The following is a 16,142-nucleotide window of genomic DNA, read 5'->3' as shown; positions in this document are numbered from 1 at the left end:
AAGCGGCCGCCGTGCTGGCGCGCATTGAAAGCGATGAGCGTGGACACGTGGCGGTGGGCAGCCGCTGGTTTCGCTACCTCTGTGCACAACGCGGGCTGGAGCCGGACCGTACCTTCATGACACTCCTGCAGCAGCGTTACCGGGGACGGATTCAGGGGCCTCTGGCGTTGCCGGCGCGGCGGGCGGCGGGATTTTCGGAGCCGGAGTTGGATTGGTTGCAGAGCCACGTCGGACTGCCTGCCGCCACGCGGCCAGAGCAGGTGCGCCATGATTGAGCGGATACTGGGCATTGAAAGCTCCTGCGATGAAACGGGGCTCGCCCTTTACGACCGCCAGCGTGGCCTGCTCGGCGAAGTGCTGTTCAGCCAAATCGCCATCCATGCGCCCTATGGCGGCGTTGTGCCGGAACTGGCGTCACGCGATCATGTACGCCGCCTGCCCTTGCTGCTCAACGAGCTGCTGGCGCAGACCGGCGGGCAACGTCCTGACGCCATCGCGGTCACCGCCGGACCGGGGCTCATCGGTGCGCTGCTGGTGGGAGTGAATTTTGCCCGCGGCCTCGCCATGGGCTGGGATATTCCGGTGATCCCCGTGCATCATCTGGAAGGCCATCTGCTGGCCCCGCTGCTCAGCGGCGTGGACCCCTTCCCGGCGGTGGCCCTGCTGGTTTCCGGTGGGCATACGATGCTGGTGGAAGTCCGAGGTATTGGCGACTATATTTTGTTAGGGGAGACGCTGGACGATGCGGCCGGTGAAGCCTTCGACAAGGCAGCCAAGATGTTGGGTCTCGGCTATCCCGGTGGGCCGGCGCTGGCGGCACTGGCGGAGGGTGGAGATGCCCAGGCTTTTCGCCTGCCCCGGCCACTGCTGGACCGACCGGGACTGGACTTCAGCTTCAGTGGTCTGAAAACGGCCTTCCGCCTGGCCTCCATGCCGATCGCGCCTGACGATGTGCAAAAGCGGGGCGATCTGGCCGCCAGTTTTCAGGCCGCAGTGGTGGAGACGCTGTTCAGAAAATGCCAGCGCGCCCTGCAGCAGACCGGGCTGAGGCGTCTGATCGTGGCGGGCGGGGTCGGCGCCAATCGGACGCTGCGGGCCGCCCTGAACGGCCTGGTGTCTGAAGGTGTCGAAGTCTTTATAGCCGATCTCGCGCATTGTACGGACAACGCGGCGATGATCGCCCTGACCGGTGCCCTGCACACGGAGCGGGTCCAGGTAGCCACAGCGGACTTCCCGGTGCGGGCGCGCTGGTCCCTGACGGAGGAGGAAGCGTGATGAACGAGCCATTTTCTCTGGATATGATCGTCGACGAGCTGGCGGCACAGGATGTCGACTTTCAGGAGGGCCTGGACTGGCAGCAGACGGATCATCCGCAGGAAGCGGCCATCGCCTTCAAGCGCGCACTGACGCACTGCCCGAAAAGCGCCGTGATCTGGACCTTCTACGCCTGGGCACTGTCTGCTTCCGGCGACCCACACGGGGCCATTGCTGCCTGCCGCCGCGCCATCGCCTGCGATGCCGAGTGGGGGCAGGCGTGGAATGATCTCGGTGAGTATCTGATGGATACCGGCCGTGAAGACGAGGCGCTCTTTGTGATTCGCCGCGCTCTCAAGGCCAAACGCTTCGACAGTCCGCATCTGGCGCAGATGAACCTTGCGCATTATTACCTGCACAAAGGCAGCATGCGCCGTGCCCTGGCGGCCGCGCAGGAGGCGCAGCGACTGGTCCCCGGCTTTCGCCCGGCGGCGCTGCTGGCGGACTGGATCAGTGAGCGCATGCAGGAGTGGAACATCAAGGATTGACGGGCCTTAACGCTTTTTGAAGGGACGTTCGCTGCCATCTAGCAGACGGCGAATATTGCTACGGTGCCGCCAGAGGATCAGCAGTACCAGCACCAGGACGAGCACCCGCATACTCGTCGCAGAAGATACCGCAAAGACGATGGGCACCGCGCCGATCGCCGCCAGCAGCGCCGCCATGGACGAAACCCGCGTCACCGCAAACACCAGTATCCACAGTCCCAATATCGACAAGCCCAGCACCGGCATGAGCGCCAGCAGAATACCCAGCGCCGTGGCCACCCCTTTGCCGCCGCGAAAACCAAAAAACACCGGATAGAGATGGCCGAGAAAGGTGGCGAGGGCCACGGCGGCCAGCGCCCAGTCCTCCAGTCCGAGCAGGCGGGCGATGACGATGGGGACGACGCCCTTGATCAGGTCGCCGAGCAAAGTCAGCAAGGCGGCCTTTTTGCCACCGATGCGCAGGATATTGGTGGCGCCCGGATTGCCCGATCCGGACAGGCGCGGGTCGCCGAGACCCAAGGCACGCGCCACCAGAATGGCGGTGGCGATGGAACCGACGAGATATCCGCCGCCGGTGAGGACAAGATCCAGAAGAAGTGACATGCGGTGCTTTGGTCGGAAAATTGGTTATTATAGGCCGAGCTGCGGCGGATTGCCGCTTTTTTCGGGATTACCATGGATATTCTTTTTGTACGTGACCTGAAGGTGGACACCCGCATCGGGATCTATGAGTGGGAACGCCAGATCAAACAGACGGTACTCATTGATCTGGATATCGCTGCGAATGCAGGGGCTGCGGCGCGGACCGACAAGGTGGAGAACACCATCAACTACCAGACCATCTGCCAGCGCCTGGTCGCCCATATCGCCGCGTCGGAGGTGGAGCTGGTGGAGACCCTGGCCGAGCAGATCGCTGGTATTATTCGCGGCGAATTCGGCGCGGCCTGGGTGGAGGTGACGGTGCACAAACCCGCCGCCGTGCGCGGAACACGGGATGTGGGGGTGCGGATCGAGCGGGGCAGTCGCCTGCCCTGAGCGACCAAAGGCCCTGGTCAGGCCGATACCACCATCCCATATAAATCATGGGCATCCGCCCGGGTGATTTCCACCTCCACCCAGTCTCCGATCTGCAACCCCGCCGCCTTGCCCAGATGCACCACGCCGTCGATCTCCGGGGCATCGCTGGCCGAACGGGCGGTGACTTTGCCGCCCCGGCCCACGGCGTCCACCAGCACCCGCTGACGCTGGCCCACCCGGCGTTGTAGCCGCCCACGGCTGATGGCTTCCTGCACGGCCATGAATTCGGCGCGGCGTTCTTCTTTGACCGACTCCGGCACCGCTCCGGGGATCGCATTGGCGGGCGCACCTTCTACTGGCGAATAGGCGAAGCAGCCCACCCGATCCAACTCTGCCGCCCGCAGAAAATCCAGCAGTTCCGCAAAATCCGCATCGGTCTCGCCGGGGAAGCCGACGATGAAGGTGCTGCGGATGGTCAGGTCGGGCACTGCCTGGCGCCAGCCGAGAATCCGGTCGAGGGTCTTTTCGGCAGCGGCGGGGCGGCGCATGGCCTTGAGGATGCGTGGACTGCCGTGCTGCAGGGGCACATCCAGATAGGGCAGAATTTTGCCGACCGCCATCAGGGGCAGAAGCTCGTCGATGTGCGGGTAAGGGTAGACGTAGTGCAGGCGCACCCAGACGCCAAGCTCGCCCAGGGCCGCGCAGAGATCGGTGATGCGGGTCTTGAGCGGGCGGCCGTTGTGAAAGGCGGTGCGGTATTTGCGGTCCACCCCGTAAGCGCCGGTGTCCTGAGAAATCACCAGCAGTTCTTTGACGCCACCCGCCACCAGCGCCTCGGCCTCGCGCAGAATATCGTCCGGCTCGCGGCTGACCAGCTTGCCGCGCATGCTGGGAATGATGCAGAAACTGCACGACTGATTGCAGCCCTCGGAGATTTTCAGATAGGCGTAGTGGGGCGGCGTCAGGCGCAGGCCCTGGGGCGGCACCAGATCGGTGTAGGGATCGTGGGCCGGGGGGAGCGCCGCATGAATCGCGTCGAGCACCGCACTGGCCTGATTGGGGCCGGTGACGGCGAGCACCTTGGGATGGGCGCTGCGCACAAAGTTGCCGCCCTCGCGGGCCCCCAGACAACCTGTGACCACCACTTTACCGTTCTCCTCCAGGGCCTCGCCGATGGCCTCCAGCGATTCCTCCACCGCCGCGTCGATAAAGCCGCAGGTGTTGACGACGACGACATCGGCACTGGTGTAATCCCCTACCAGCAGATAGCCCTCCGCACGCAACTGGGTGAGGATGCGTTCGCTGTCCACCGTGGCTTTGGGGCAGCCGAGGCTGACGAAGCCGACTTTGGGCGGCGGATTCGCGCCCGCCCTCAAAAGGTATTACTCACACTGACCACTCCCGGAACAGCACCGACGATACGCTCGACGACCTGCTTGAGGTCGATAACGGCATTGGGGCAACCGGCGCAGGCGCCTTTCATCCGGACGCGCACATCGCGTTCGATGATTTCCACCAGTTCGATATCGCCGCCATCGCGGTGGAGGATGTGGCGCACGGTCTGCACCGCTTCCGCCACGGCCGCAGGTTCGGGCAGGGGGTCGTCGGGTCCGTAGCGTTTCTGGCGGTCGAGTCCGCGTTCGGCCATGGCCTGGGCGTGGGCGATTTTGGCCGCGGCGAGGGGGTCTTCCGCCTCCAGGGCGTCCAGTTCGTCTTCGCTGTAAAAGCGGATGGGGGATTTTACGGTTGAGCTCATGGCCATCAATATAACATGCGACCGCCATCGACGACGAGATTGTGGCCAGTAACGTAAGGCGCATCGAAGAGCAGATAGGCGACGGCACCGGCAATATCCTCCGGACTGCCGACGCGCTTGAGGGCGTTGCGTTCGATGAGTCCCTGCTGGTCGCCGTCGGGCGGGTCTTTATCCTCGGCCCAGAGCACTACGCCGGGCGAGACGCTGTTGACACGGATCTCCGGCCCCAGTTCTTTGGCGAGGGCGCGGGTGAGGGCCAGCAAACCCGCCTTGGTGACACTGTAGGGCAGATAACCGCGCAGGGGGATTTCGGCGTGGATGTCGCCGATGTTGACGACGGCGCCGCCGCTTTTCCGCAAATGCGGTGCGGCCGCCTGAGTCAGGAAGAGGGGTGCGCACAGATGCACGGCCTGCATCGCCGCCCAGTCTCCCGGCGTGATTTCGCCGAAAGGAGCAGGGGAGTACAGCGAAGCGTTGTTGACGAGGCCGTCCAGGCGGCCAAAATGCCGGATAGCCGCATCAGTTATGCGGGCAGGCGTTTCTGGGTCAGCCAGGTCGCTCGCGATCAACAAGGGTTCAGTTCCATGCCGCGCGCGCAACTCCTGCGCCAGGGCTTCGGCCTCGGCGGCGGATCGCTTATAATGCAGGGCGAGCTGGCAGCCCTCCGCAGCGAGATGGCGGGCAATGGCGGCACCTACCCTGCGGGCGGCGCCAGTGATGAGAACGGCTTTTCCGGTAGCTTTCAAGAGGTGTCCATGCGCGCAGAGCGTCCCGATTTTTTAACCCATTCTCACGGGGCGCGCAAGGCAGGCCTGCCCGTCCCGGATGCTGACGCGCTGGCCCACTCGGCGGCGTTGCTGACCCATATCCGGCGGGAAATCGACGCCGCAGGTGGGATGATCTCCTTCCGTCGTTATATGGAGCTCGCCCTCTACACACCGGGGCTGGGCTACTACATGGCGGGGCAGACCCGCTTCGGTACGGCGGGCGACTTCGTCACGGCACCGGAAATGGGACGGGTGCTGGCCGCCGTACTGGCCCGGACCCTGCAACCCGATCTGGGGGCGGACGGCATTCTGGAATTTGGCGGCGGGAGCGGCGCACTGGCCAGCCAGATCCGGGAAATTTTGCCGGACACCCCCTACACCCTGCTCGAACCCAGCCCCGATTTGCAGGCGCGGCAACGGGCAGCCGTGCCCGGTATTCAGCATCTGCAAACCCTGCCGAAGCATTGGCGCGGCGTGATGCTCGCCCACGAAGTGCTGGACGCCATGCCGGTGCAGGTGCTGGAGCTGGACGCCTCCGGGCAGTTGCACGAATGCGGTGTGCGCTGGAATGGCGAGGCACTGGATTGGGCGATCCAGCCTCTGCCGGTCGCTGCGCCTCTGGCGGCACGGTTGGCGCCCTATGTAACGCATTGGCCTCGGCCCTATCGGACGGAAATCAACCTTACGGCAGAAGCCTGGCTGCGCGAGGTCGCCGCCCGCCTGGACTCTGGCGCCATCCTTCTGATTGATTACGGGCACGAGGCCGCAGAGTTTTATCATCCGCAGCGGCAGACGGGCAGCCTGCGCGCCTATTATCGCCACCACTGGCTGGATGATCCCTTTTATCTGCCGGGCCTCTGCGACCTCACCGCCCATGTGGATTTTACCGCGCTGATGACCGCTGCGGTGGAGGCCGGGCTGGAGGTGGCCTTTTATGGCCATCTCGCCCGCTTTCTGGTGGAACACGGGCTGGCCGAGGTGTATGGCACCCTTTGTGCGCAGGCGGGTGACGACGGCCGCTTCGCCCTGAATAATGAGATTAAACGGCTCACCCTGCCGCAGGAAATGGGCGAGAGCTTCAAGGTATTGATTCTGAAAAAGTGGGAGAACGCATGACCATTCAGATTTACGGTATTCGCCACTGTGACACCATGAAAAAAGCCTTCGCCTGGCTGGACAGCCATGGGCTGGAGTACCGCTTTCACGATTACCAAAAGGCCGGGGTGCCAACGGCGGAACTTCGCCACTGGGTGGAGCGCTGGGGCTGGGAGGCACTCATCAATCGCCAAGGCACTACCTGGCGGCGCTTGTCTGAGAGCGAGCGGGAAGTTGCTGATGCCGAAGCCGCGATAAAGCTGATGGAGGCGCACCCCAGCCTGATCCGACGGCCCATATTGACCGACGGTGATCAGGGCTTGCTGGGTTTTGATGTGGAGGCGTGGGCACAGGCATTCCCTATCCGCCGCGGGGCAGGATGATTGACCATCTTGGACAGGCATGGAGTACGGACCTTACCTGGTCCGGTTGCCCCATGGGTTTGTCTATCATTCTTCTGCGGCTTTGCCGCGCTGGAACGCATCCAGAATCACCGCCTCAAAAGCCTTTTCCGCCTGTTCAACAACGCGCCAGTCACCATTTATGGGAGAAGAAAGCAATAGGGTATTCATGGCTGCGATGGCTTGGTGATATTCTGCGTGAAGCCGATACAACGGATCGTCGTCGGGAATTCCCAGGCGATGCATATCGGCATGAATAGGACAGCTTGTGGCATTCGCCAGCGTCGCGCAGTCCACCAGGCGTGGATTGTAACAAATCGTTTTTTTCAACGCGCCATGATTAACGAGTTGTGTGGCATAGAGCCCGAGCAGGCTGGCGGGCTGCTGCCGCTGATGCGAAGGTGCCGGATCGAGAAATGCCTGTAACTGTGACAGTGGCATGGGCCTGGCGATCGCATAACCCTGGAGGAAATTGGCACCCATGATCGTTACGGCATCCAGGATGTCATCCGTTTCCACGCCCTCCACCACCAGATCCACTCCCATTCCAACGGCGAGGGCCTGGATAGATTCCACAAAGTGGAGATCCTGGGGGTGCTGTTCCAGGGTTCGGATAAAACCCTGATCCAGCTTGATCTCATCGACGGGAAGGTCTTTCAGGCGCAAGAGGGAGGAGTAAGCACTGCCCACGTCATCCAGGGCCAGACGCACCCCAAGCGCCCGCAACTCCAGGAGATACTTCAAGGCGGCGGGCTGTTCCAGGAAGTCGCTTCCTTCGAGAATCTCCAAGGTGATGCGTGACGGATCCACCCTGCCCGAGGCAACCATTTCCCGCAGCCACAAGGTGCTGGATTCCGAGATGGAACTTGGATCTACATTCACGGATACCCACAAGGACCACCCTTGAGCCTCCAAGATGGGCAGGTCCGTCAATGCCTGATCCAGAACTTTCTTGCTGAGCACAAACAAATCGGCATCTTGTAATTGCGGCAGAAACTCAGCCGGTGACCAGATTTTTCCTTCCGCATCCCGCAAGCGGGACAGCGCCTCTACACCCACCACCTTGCGGGTGCGGCTATCCAGGATCGGTTGATACCAGACCTCCAGCGCTCCGGTATCCAGTAGACATTGCGCCATTGTGCGCTGTGTTTTTCGGGTTTCCTCACCGAAAAGTACCCAGGAAGACTCCCGGTTGGCCTTATGGGCCTTACTCTCATATAGCGCCTGATCGGCCAGACGCAGAAGGGCATCGGGATTATCTCCCTCCGCAAAAGGATAAATAGCCACCCCCATGCTGAGGCCGATACTTACCACCTGCCCGTCCTCCAGGGTGATAGGAGCACTGATCGACGCTCCGATCTTGTCGAGGATGACGTCCAGGGGATCCAGATGGTCTAAGTTCTCTACCAGCACGACAAACTCATCGCCGCCCAAACGCGCGATAAAATCGGTTTTACGCAGACTCTGCGGCAAGCGTTGGGCGACGATCCGCAGCACCTGATCTCCGGCGTCATGACCGTAGGTGTCGTTCACCGGCTTAAAACTGTCCAGGTCCAGCATACATAGCGCCAAGAGATTCTCGTTCCGCGTCGCGTGGGCTATGGCGCGATCCATCTCCATATCCAGGGCGCGGCGATTAGGCAAGCCCGTCAACAGGTCGGAAAGAGATTGCCTGGATAACTCATCCATGAGGTGATGACGTTCCGTAACCTCCATGGATGTCCACACGATAACGGGATGTTTCGGATCCGTCAGGAGTCGCTGACCAGAAACGTCCACATAAACAATCTGGCCATCTTTGCGTTTTATCGCGAGATCTTTCAGCGCCCCATAGCCCTGAGCGAGAATCTCCTGGGCGAGGGTGGCCATGCTTGCGCTGCTTTCATGATCCGGATAACTCTTTCCCACAAAATACCCCACCAGGTCCTCCACAGAAGAAGCCCCATAGATTTCCAGCATGCGGGCGTTTACCCGTTCGATAACCAGATCCGGAAAACGCACAATGCTGATGCCCGCAGCAAGGTTATTCAGCAGCGCCTCATTGAAAGCCTGGGTGGCACGCTCCCGGTGGACTGCATCCAGATGGTCCAGCCCAAAGCTGATGTCTTTCGCCATCTCTTCCATAATCCCGCGAACATCGGTATCCACTGCCTTTGCGTCGCCTTTTCCATAGACGGTGAACACGGCCCAAAGGGCTCCGTTCCGCTGGATCGGCAGCACAGAACTGGTATGGAGTCCAAAATGTGCGGCGCGTTCTCGCCAGAGGACCTTGGCATTCTGGGAGAAGTCAGCATCATAGATGGCCTTTTGCTGTCTCCAGACCATCCCGGTAGTTCCTTGTCCTTCCGGAATCTCCGCCCGACTGGATATTTTTATATCGTTCAGATAACCGGTTTCTCCTGCCGCCGCCAGCACCTGAAAATCTCCTTGCGCATCAGGCCTGCCAATCCAGGCAAGGGCGCTGCTGGTATACTGCACAGCGAGGTCGCAAACCTCCTGAAGTAGGGAGCCCTCATCATCTGCGCGAGTGATAGCCTGATTGACCTCACCCAACAGCACGTTAAAATCTGTGAGCTTCCGCTGATGCTCCAGGCTCCGTTGCAAGTCCGCCTCCAGGGCCTTGCGCTCGGTAATATCTCGGGCAGAATCGAACAATACCCATTTTCCCTGTATCTGGATAGGTGAACCATTGATTTCCACGTCGATAATGGCCCCATCCTTACGACGATAGCGGGTCTCAAAGCGCAAGGGCTCTGGTGCGGAAAATTGCCAGGCGATTAACTCCTTCAGCTCACCGGCGCTTTTCTCGGCGTCCCACTGGGAAACGTGCATGCCTAACATTTCCGCACGGGAGTAGCCGAGCATGGCGCAGAACCGATAATTAACCTCGATCAGAAAGCCGTTTTCGTCAAGAACGTGAATACCATCACTGGCATTGTTCAATAAGGCTTCATTTTTCTCCGACGATTCCTGAAGGGACTTTTCCAGAGAGACGAGTTCCTGGTGTTGCCGCCGCTGCGTCAGGGCCAGGCCGAGGGTGGCAGCCAACTGGCCGAGCAATCGCTGCAGGGATGGGGTGAAATGCCGGGGCGAGTCACTCTCTATCACCAGTACGGCGGATGGCTCCGTGTCTTCGCACACGAAAACCGGATAGGCCATGACACTCCGAATACGGGACAGCGGCGCTTGCTGTTGTTGTACGGCCGTCATCGCGGGAGACTGCTGCGGACGGGTGGGTCCCTGTGCGGTTTTTTCGCGGAAGGCCCGACTGGGGATCATATCGCCATAAGGGAAGTGCGCCGCATCACGGGAGGGTGTCAGCGCTTCCATGGTCTGTCGAAGTTCCGGTGTATCCGCGCTGGCGGCCACGACCCGCAACCACTCGCTGTTCGCTTCGGGAACGACGACATAGGCGCCGATGGCTTCCGTCTGCTCCACCACGACCTCCACCAGCCGCCGATACATAACCTCGGGATCGTCCTGGCGCAGCAAATCCTGCTGGGCCAGTATCGCTGCCATCTGGTATTGACGAAAGCGCAGTATCCGGCGGAGGAGTTGTAGTAACAACGCCATACCAGCCAGAATGAACAAAGCGGCCAGCAGAATGGACAGTCGCGTCCGTTCCACCCGCCAGAAGGCATGATCTAGTGCCGCCGCCGTCCATTGCACCTGCAAAGCCCAGGGATAACCGGGGACAGGAACCACCACTTGACCAACGGGCCGGGGCAGAAGCGTACCCGGTGCCGCCCAATGGCCCTCTTTCCAGATCGATATAACCTGCCCATGAGATCGCATGAGGACGATAGATTGCAGGTATGGCGGCGTATGGATCACGCTCAGATGGGAGAGTACGAAGGAACAGTCGATGAACCCCAGCACATGGCCTTCGCTGTTCCGGATGCGCTGCCGCATGGTTAGTACCCAGGCATGTGCCCGATGGGCGTAGAAAGGTTTTCCCATGAAGCGATCTGGATACCCAGGTAGGGGCGTGAAATCATTTCCCGAAGCGATGCGCCTGGTCGACTGCTTCACGCTCGACCAGACGAGTCGCTTGCCGGACGGGTCCTGGACATTGATGGCCATAATGGCCGGATGGGTCTGCTGAAAGGCGACAAGGGCAGAAAGAACCTTGGCGCTCGGTAACAGATGGCCCGTGCCCTGAGCAAAAAAAGCCTTTCGGAGGAATGCAAGGTCATAGAAACGTGTGTCGATGTTGGCGGCCACCATACCGGCGGCTTGTGTGGCAGTGACTTCCGCCCGGTTATGAAAATCGGCATGAATGGACTGCTTCAGACCAGCGGCGCGCCACCAGGCAATACCCACAAACAAGAGTGCCAAAGCGATGAAACAAGCCCTGGCGCCCCACAGGATTCTACGGTCACTGCGGGAAAACACTCCGACTTTCTTCTTGGATTTGCTTCCCATGAAACGATCAAGCAATAGACGCCGGGAAGATGATACATGGCGCAGAGAGGGCATGTTGGCGGGATCTCCAGTCTCTTTTCATAAGTATATCAGATCGGAGCCGCCGTCATCAGCCTTCTGAATAACAGCAAATTCGACGTTAGTGACCCTGATTACCGGTTAGGCATTAATCGTGTAAATGGAATTGGCGAATATGTTACCGCACGCCGCGATCAGGAATGGGTTATACTGAACGATACTTGGTGGGCTGTCGCACATCGCTACACAGGAGCATGATCATGAACCGCTGGATGGCAACAATGACCGGTATACTGCTCATCGGCAGCGTCGCTGCCGGAGCCCAGGCAAGTACGGACAGGGTATCGGCCCCTTATCCGCTCACGCATAACAGGACCATCGCTCAGATGCGCGAGCAGCTCAACCATGAAGAGATCGCGCAGCACCGGTTGGAAGAAAGGATTGTCACGCTGAAGGCCCACCATGACCGGGCAGGCGTCATTCGCGCAGAGCAACAACGGAGATCCAGGACGGCCGATATTGCAGGGCTCAGGTCAGAGCTGCATGATGCTATGACCAATGGTAAAGGATACCAGAGCAAGACGCATTAAAGCCCGGTGACAAAATCACTCCAGATTGACTATATATTCCAAGCCCCTGCACAGAGGAAACCATCATGAGCAAAACACAGCAGAGCAATAAAGAAACCAAGAAACAGCCGGCGATGACGCCCAAAGAGAAAAAACAGGCCAAACAGGCCAAGAAGCATTCCAGCGATATGGGTGTCACCATCGTTCCCCGCTGAAATGAGCGGCGCCCGGTCAAAAAAGTGTGGAAGAGTCCCGTAACAAGAACATGTTGCAGTACATAGAAGTGGAGGGGGAATACGTGATGCTTTAATGTGTCGCCAGGTTATTCCGAGGAGAGCGTCATAGCTACAAAAAAGTTAGAGTTCTCATCCTGCGTAAAAAACGCCCTGAACAACGCATCGGATACAGACTTGTTACGCTCGGAGTTGTTCAGCGTTGAACAACTGAAACAACATGCGATAATGTTGGCTGGTCAGCATGCTATTGATCCATACCCCGGGCCAGATCGCCTGCTACCACGCCTGGCCGACAACGCCGATGCTTTGCGTGCGGCCTATGACGTGATCACAGCAGGAACTGCGCAGATTGAGCAGCGGACCCTGTCTGGCGAGATCTGGTTGCTCGATAATTTCTACCTCATCGAGCAACAGATCATTCTGGCACGAAGGCATTTGCCTGGCGGCTATGGCAAGCAACTGCCACGCCTGCAATCCGGCAGCTTGGCGGGATTCCCCCGTATCTACGACCTCGCCTCTGAATTGATTGCACATCAAGATGCCCGCATCGACAGTGATAACGTCAGCGCCTATATTCAGGCCTACCAGACCGTTACGGCATTAACGCTGGGCGAATTATGGGCCTTCCCCATCATGCTGCAATTGGCGTTGCTGGAAAACCTGCGTCGCGCTGGTCTGCACGTTGCTTGTCGGCGAGAGGAACGCAACGCCGCCATGAGCTGGGCGGATCGCATGCTCGCCGCCGCAGAAAAAAAGCCGAAACTGCTGATCCAGCTACTTGCTGAATTTGCGCATGCGGATATGCCCTTGACGGCGCCGTTTGTGGAGGAGTTTTACGCCAGATTGCAGGCCTACGGTCCCGCTATGGCGTTCGTGCAAACCTGGGTCGAACATAAATTGCTCGAACAGGGCATAACCGCGACTCAGTTGTCCGAAGTGTCCGCCAGAAGGTCCGCTGCCAACCAGATATCCATGGCAAACAGTATTGGAAGCCTGCGCTTCCTCACCGCTGTGGACTGGCGGGATCATGTCGAAGCATACAGTGTTGTCGAACAAAGCCTGCGCCAAGACCCTATGGGAATATACGCCGGACAAAATTTCGCAACACGTGATCGTTATCGCCACGCTATTGAAGATATTGCGCGCAGCAGCAGGCGTGATGAACTGGCCGTGGCTGAGGAGGCGATTGCACTTGCCCAGGCGGTAGCGCAGCAAACAGGCAGCGGCGATCGCTCTGCGCATGTCGGTTATTATCTGCTGGATCAGGGTCGGCAGCGCCTTGAACGGGCGATGGGCTGTCACTTCGAATGGCAGTCAGCGGCCAGACAAATGGGCGATCATCTCCGTCTTTCCCTGTATATCGGCGCCATACTCCTGTTGACGGTGCTGATCAGTTTAATTTTGTGCTTCCCCCTTGCCGGCCTCAGCTCTGCAGACTGGCGTTTCTGGTGGCTAGGCATTGTCGGGGTTGTGAGCATTTCAGCTTTGGCGGTTTCTCTGGTAAATCGCCTGATTACTCTTTTTATGGCGCCCGGCGCCTTGCCACAGATGGATTTTTCGCAGGGCGTTCCTGATGCGCACCGCTGCATGGTCGTTATCCCGACACTGCTGAGTACGCCCCAGGAAATTGACGCGTTGCTGGAGGCCCAGGAAATCCGCTACCTCGGAAACCGCGATCCCAATATTTACTTCGCGTTACTGACGGATTTTCGGGATGCGGCAGAGCAGACCTGTCCGGAAGACGCTGCATTGATCGACTATGCACGTGTCGCTATTCAGACCCTCAACGCCCGCTATGCCGATGATCGACCTTGCCTATTTTATTGGTTTCATCGGCCACGGGTATGGAACCCATTTGAACAGGTGTGGATGGGCTACGAACGCAAACGCGGCAAACTGGAACAATTTAATGCGCTGCTGAGAGGGGCGGCGGAGACAGCGACATTCTCAGAGCAGGTCGGCGACCTGTCCATCCTCAGCAGCATCCGTTATGTCATCACCCTCGATACCGACACCCAATTGCCCCGTGACACGGCGCGGGCACTGATCGGTGATATGGCGCACCCACTTAACCAGGCCGTATATGACGCCGACAAGGGCCGTATCGTTGATGGTTATGCGATCATTCAGCCCCGCGTGGCGATCGACCTGACCAGTGCCGGTCAATCGCCATTCACCAAACTCATGGCCGGGGATTCCGGTATCGACCCCTATACGCGCGAGGTGTCCGATGTCTATCAGGATATTTTCAGCGAGGGCTCCTTCATCGGCAAGGGCATCTACGATGTGGATGCCTTCCGCCAGGCGATTGATGGCCGTTTTCCAGAAAACCTCATCCTCAGTCACGATTTACTGGAAGGCGGGTATGCCCGTGCGGCACTGGCGACCAACGTCGTCCTGATCGAAGAATTGCCTGGCAGTTACACCGCAGAAGCCTCCCGTCGACACCGCTGGATTCGGGGTGACTGGCAGATTATCGGCTGGCTGTTGCCGTCGGTACCCGGTGCCCCAACGGCCAACGGTATGCGGGCGCCGCGTCCGGCCAATCCGCTATCCGGCTTGTCGATGTGGAAAATTTTTGACAATCTCCGCCGCAGCCTGGTGTCATCCGCACTGTTGTTGCTGCTGGCGGGAGGCTGGCTCCTGGGTCCGGCCTTCTCCTGGTTATGGACTACATTGGTAACCGCGATCATCCTCGTGCCGGTCCTGCTTTCGCCGCTCATCGACCTCTTCCGCAAGCCTCAAGACCTCGACTGGGCAGCACATCTCGCCCTGACCAGAGCTTCGGCAATTCGCCCACTGCTCTCCGCGCTACTGACTGTCGCACTGCTGCCCTATGATGCCGTGATGAGCCTGGATGCCATTCTGCGCTCAGGCATGCGAATGTTCTTCACCCGTCGGGGATTGTTGCTTTGGCAACTACCCTCCTACCTCCGCCGTAACGCCTGTCAGACCCCCGGCGATTTTTTCAGGGAGATCTGGAGTGCACCACTGCTCGCCATCTTTATCGGGATAGCTTTGGTGGTTGCCGCTAATCTGGGGCTCAGTTCGCCCTCGGCCTTACTGTTCAGTACGCCCATTTTAGTGTTATGGCTGTTTTCACCGCTTATCGCATGGCGGATCAGTCAGCCGCTGCGGACTGGCGTTACGGGTTTGGATGACACACAGCGACGCTTTCTGCGGCTATCGGCACGGCGTACCTGGCGGTTTTTTGATGACTTTGTCGGCCCTGCGGAGCACTGGTTACCCCCCGATAATTTTCAGGAGTATCCAGCGACGGTCATTGCCTCGCGGACCTCACCGACCAACATGGGCATGTCGCTGCTGGCGAATTTGGCGGCCTATGATTTTGGTTATATTTCCGCCGGTAAGCTCCTCCAACTGACCGAAAACACCGTGGCAAGCATGGAGCAACTGGAACGCTATCACGGTCACTTCTATAACTGGTATGACACGCGCACCCTGCAAATACTAAGTCCGCAATATATCTCAGCGGTGGACAGCGGTAATCTCGGCGGCTGCCTGCTTACTCTCCAGGCGGGGTTGAACGCGCTCAAAGGTCATCCGGTGTTGCCGGACAATGCCTTTGCGGGCCTGCAGGATACGCTGCATCTGTTGGCAGCATGCATCCACGACATCCCCACGGCGGACCTGGCCGAGAAAGTCCATGCACTGCAAGATGTGCTGTCTGCCACGACGCTCAACGGGCGCCCCTCATCCCTGGTGGATGCCCATCACCGGCTTGCCGATATTCAACGGATCAGCGGCGATCTCGTGAACGGACTCCCCGCCGATGTTCCGGCAGATAGCGACTGTGCTTACTGGGCGCAGGCATTTTATCAACAATGTCAGGCTTTGGCGCTGGATCTCAAAATCCTCGTCCCTGATGCGCGGGATGTGAACAACACCCTGACACTGACCGAATTAGCCCATGGTATTGCCACCGGGACGGCTGCCGCTCGGGCAGCTGCTGCAGAACGGTTAAGGGTCATCGATCAGTTGGTGGATCGCTGCCACGCGTTGGCGGCGATGGATTTTGCATTTCTTTACGACCCT

At 59.5% G+C, this 16,142-nt stretch carries 14 protein-coding genes; 9 read left to right on the top strand and 5 right to left on the bottom strand.

Annotation, left to right across the window (positions count from 1 at the left end; genetic code table 11):
- The 3 genes from M7F93_RS08330 to M7F93_RS08320 all read left to right on the top strand — a co-directional run.
- Window positions 1–275: DUF455 family protein (locus M7F93_RS08330; RefSeq protein WP_298171835.1), on the top strand; the 275-nt coding region annotated here is incomplete at its 5' end.
- Complete coding sequence (gene tsaD, locus M7F93_RS08325; RefSeq protein ID WP_298171833.1) at window positions 268–1,275, top strand: tRNA (adenosine(37)-N6)-threonylcarbamoyltransferase complex transferase subunit TsaD; 1,008 nt, start codon at window positions 268–270, stop codon at window positions 1,273–1,275. The genes M7F93_RS08330 and tsaD, both read left to right, overlap by 8 nt.
- The gene (locus M7F93_RS08320; protein ID WP_298171830.1) at window positions 1,275–1,802 is read left to right on the top strand and encodes a tetratricopeptide repeat protein; all 528 of its coding nucleotides are present in this window, start codon (window positions 1,275–1,277) and stop codon (window positions 1,800–1,802) included. Before tsaD ends, M7F93_RS08320 begins: the two co-directional genes overlap by 1 nt.
- Window positions 1,803–1,808: 6 nt before the next feature.
- On the opposite strand, the gene plsY is transcribed toward M7F93_RS08320, so the two are convergent.
- On the bottom strand, window positions 1,809–2,405 hold the full coding sequence (gene plsY / locus M7F93_RS08315; RefSeq protein ID WP_298171827.1) for a glycerol-3-phosphate 1-O-acyltransferase PlsY: 597 nt from the start codon (window positions 2,403–2,405) through the stop codon (window positions 1,809–1,811).
- 72 nt (window positions 2,406–2,477) lie between these two features.
- Here plsY and folB point away from each other — a divergent pair, with 72 nt between their 5' ends.
- On the top strand, window positions 2,478–2,837 hold the full coding sequence (gene folB / locus M7F93_RS08310; RefSeq protein ID WP_298171824.1) for a dihydroneopterin aldolase: 360 nt from the start codon (window positions 2,478–2,480) through the stop codon (window positions 2,835–2,837).
- 17 nt (window positions 2,838–2,854) lie between these two features.
- On the opposite strand, the gene rimO is transcribed toward folB, so the two are convergent.
- The 3 genes from rimO to M7F93_RS08295 are packed head-to-tail and all read right to left on the bottom strand — an operon-like array spanning window position 2,855 to window position 5,321.
- Window positions 2,855–4,195 carry a 30S ribosomal protein S12 methylthiotransferase RimO gene (gene rimO, locus M7F93_RS08305; protein ID WP_298171821.1) on the bottom strand — a complete coding sequence of 447 codons (1,341 nt, stop codon included), beginning with the start codon at window positions 4,193–4,195 and terminating at the stop codon, window positions 2,855–2,857.
- The gene (locus M7F93_RS08300; protein ID WP_298171818.1) at window positions 4,192–4,575 is read right to left on the bottom strand and encodes a NifU family protein; all 384 of its coding nucleotides are present in this window, start codon (window positions 4,573–4,575) and stop codon (window positions 4,192–4,194) included. The genes rimO and M7F93_RS08300 overlap by 4 nt, the downstream gene beginning before the upstream one ends.
- Window positions 4,576–4,580: 5 nt before the next feature.
- Entirely contained in the window at window positions 4,581–5,321 is a 741-nt protein-coding gene (locus M7F93_RS08295; RefSeq protein WP_298171815.1) for a pteridine reductase, read from the bottom strand.
- Between the two features lie 9 nt (window positions 5,322–5,330).
- On the opposite strand from M7F93_RS08295, the gene M7F93_RS08290 reads away from it, so the two are divergent.
- Window positions 5,331–6,458 carry a class I SAM-dependent methyltransferase gene (locus M7F93_RS08290; RefSeq protein ID WP_298171812.1) on the top strand — a complete coding sequence of 376 codons (1,128 nt, stop codon included), beginning with the start codon at window positions 5,331–5,333 and terminating at the stop codon, window positions 6,456–6,458.
- A complete protein-coding gene (locus tag M7F93_RS08285) occupies window positions 6,455–6,820 on the top strand; it encodes an ArsC family reductase (RefSeq protein ID WP_298171809.1) in 366 nt (121 codons plus the stop codon). Before M7F93_RS08290 ends, M7F93_RS08285 begins: the two co-directional genes overlap by 4 nt.
- A gap of 66 nt (window positions 6,821–6,886) precedes the next feature.
- Here the strand turns inward: M7F93_RS08285 and M7F93_RS08280 are convergent, their stop codons facing one another.
- Window positions 6,887–11,263 (bottom strand): EAL domain-containing protein, encoded by a 4,377-nt coding sequence (locus M7F93_RS08280; protein ID WP_298171806.1) that lies wholly within the window; start codon window positions 11,261–11,263, stop codon window positions 6,887–6,889.
- A gap of 278 nt (window positions 11,264–11,541) precedes the next feature.
- Here M7F93_RS08280 and M7F93_RS08275 point away from each other — a divergent pair, with 278 nt between their 5' ends.
- The 3 genes from M7F93_RS08275 to M7F93_RS08265 all read left to right on the top strand — a co-directional run.
- Entirely contained in the window at window positions 11,542–11,871 is a 330-nt protein-coding gene (locus M7F93_RS08275) for a hypothetical protein (RefSeq protein ID WP_298171803.1), read from the top strand.
- A gap of 65 nt (window positions 11,872–11,936) precedes the next feature.
- Entirely contained in the window at window positions 11,937–12,065 is a 129-nt protein-coding gene (locus M7F93_RS08270) for a hypothetical protein (RefSeq protein WP_298171800.1), read from the top strand.
- 195 nt (window positions 12,066–12,260) lie between these two features.
- On the top strand, window positions 12,261–16,142 hold a 3,882-nt coding region (locus M7F93_RS08265), incomplete at its 3' end, for a glycosyltransferase family protein (RefSeq protein WP_463670967.1).

The organism is Acidithiobacillus sp. (assembly GCF_027322205.1).
Taxonomy (GTDB): domain Bacteria; phylum Pseudomonadota; class Gammaproteobacteria; order Acidithiobacillales; family Acidithiobacillaceae; genus Acidithiobacillus.
This window is presented reverse-complemented; position numbering and strand designations above follow the sequence as displayed.

Coding starts and splice junctions, on each gene's coding strand:
- M7F93_RS08285 (WP_298171809.1), top strand. CDS start 6,455: ATGACCATTCAGATTTACGGTATTCGCCACTGTGACACCATGAAAAAA.
- folB (WP_298171824.1), top strand. CDS start 2,478: ATGGATATTCTTTTTGTACGTGACCTGAAGGTGGACACCCGCATCGGG.
- M7F93_RS08300 (WP_298171818.1), bottom strand. CDS start 4,575: ATGAGCTCAACCGTAAAATCCCCCATCCGCTTTTACAGCGAAGACGAA.
- M7F93_RS08275 (WP_298171803.1), top strand. CDS start 11,542: ATGAACCGCTGGATGGCAACAATGACCGGTATACTGCTCATCGGCAGC.
- M7F93_RS08270 (WP_298171800.1), top strand. CDS start 11,937: ATGAGCAAAACACAGCAGAGCAATAAAGAAACCAAGAAACAGCCGGCG.
- tsaD (WP_298171833.1), top strand. CDS start 268: ATGATTGAGCGGATACTGGGCATTGAAAGCTCCTGCGATGAAACGGGG.
- M7F93_RS08320 (WP_298171830.1), top strand. CDS start 1,275: ATGAACGAGCCATTTTCTCTGGATATGATCGTCGACGAGCTGGCGGCA.
- plsY (WP_298171827.1), bottom strand. CDS start 2,405: ATGTCACTTCTTCTGGATCTTGTCCTCACCGGCGGCGGATATCTCGTC.
- M7F93_RS08280 (WP_298171806.1), bottom strand. CDS start 11,263: ATGGGAAGCAAATCCAAGAAGAAAGTCGGAGTGTTTTCCCGCAGTGAC.
- M7F93_RS08290 (WP_298171812.1), top strand. CDS start 5,331: ATGCGCGCAGAGCGTCCCGATTTTTTAACCCATTCTCACGGGGCGCGC.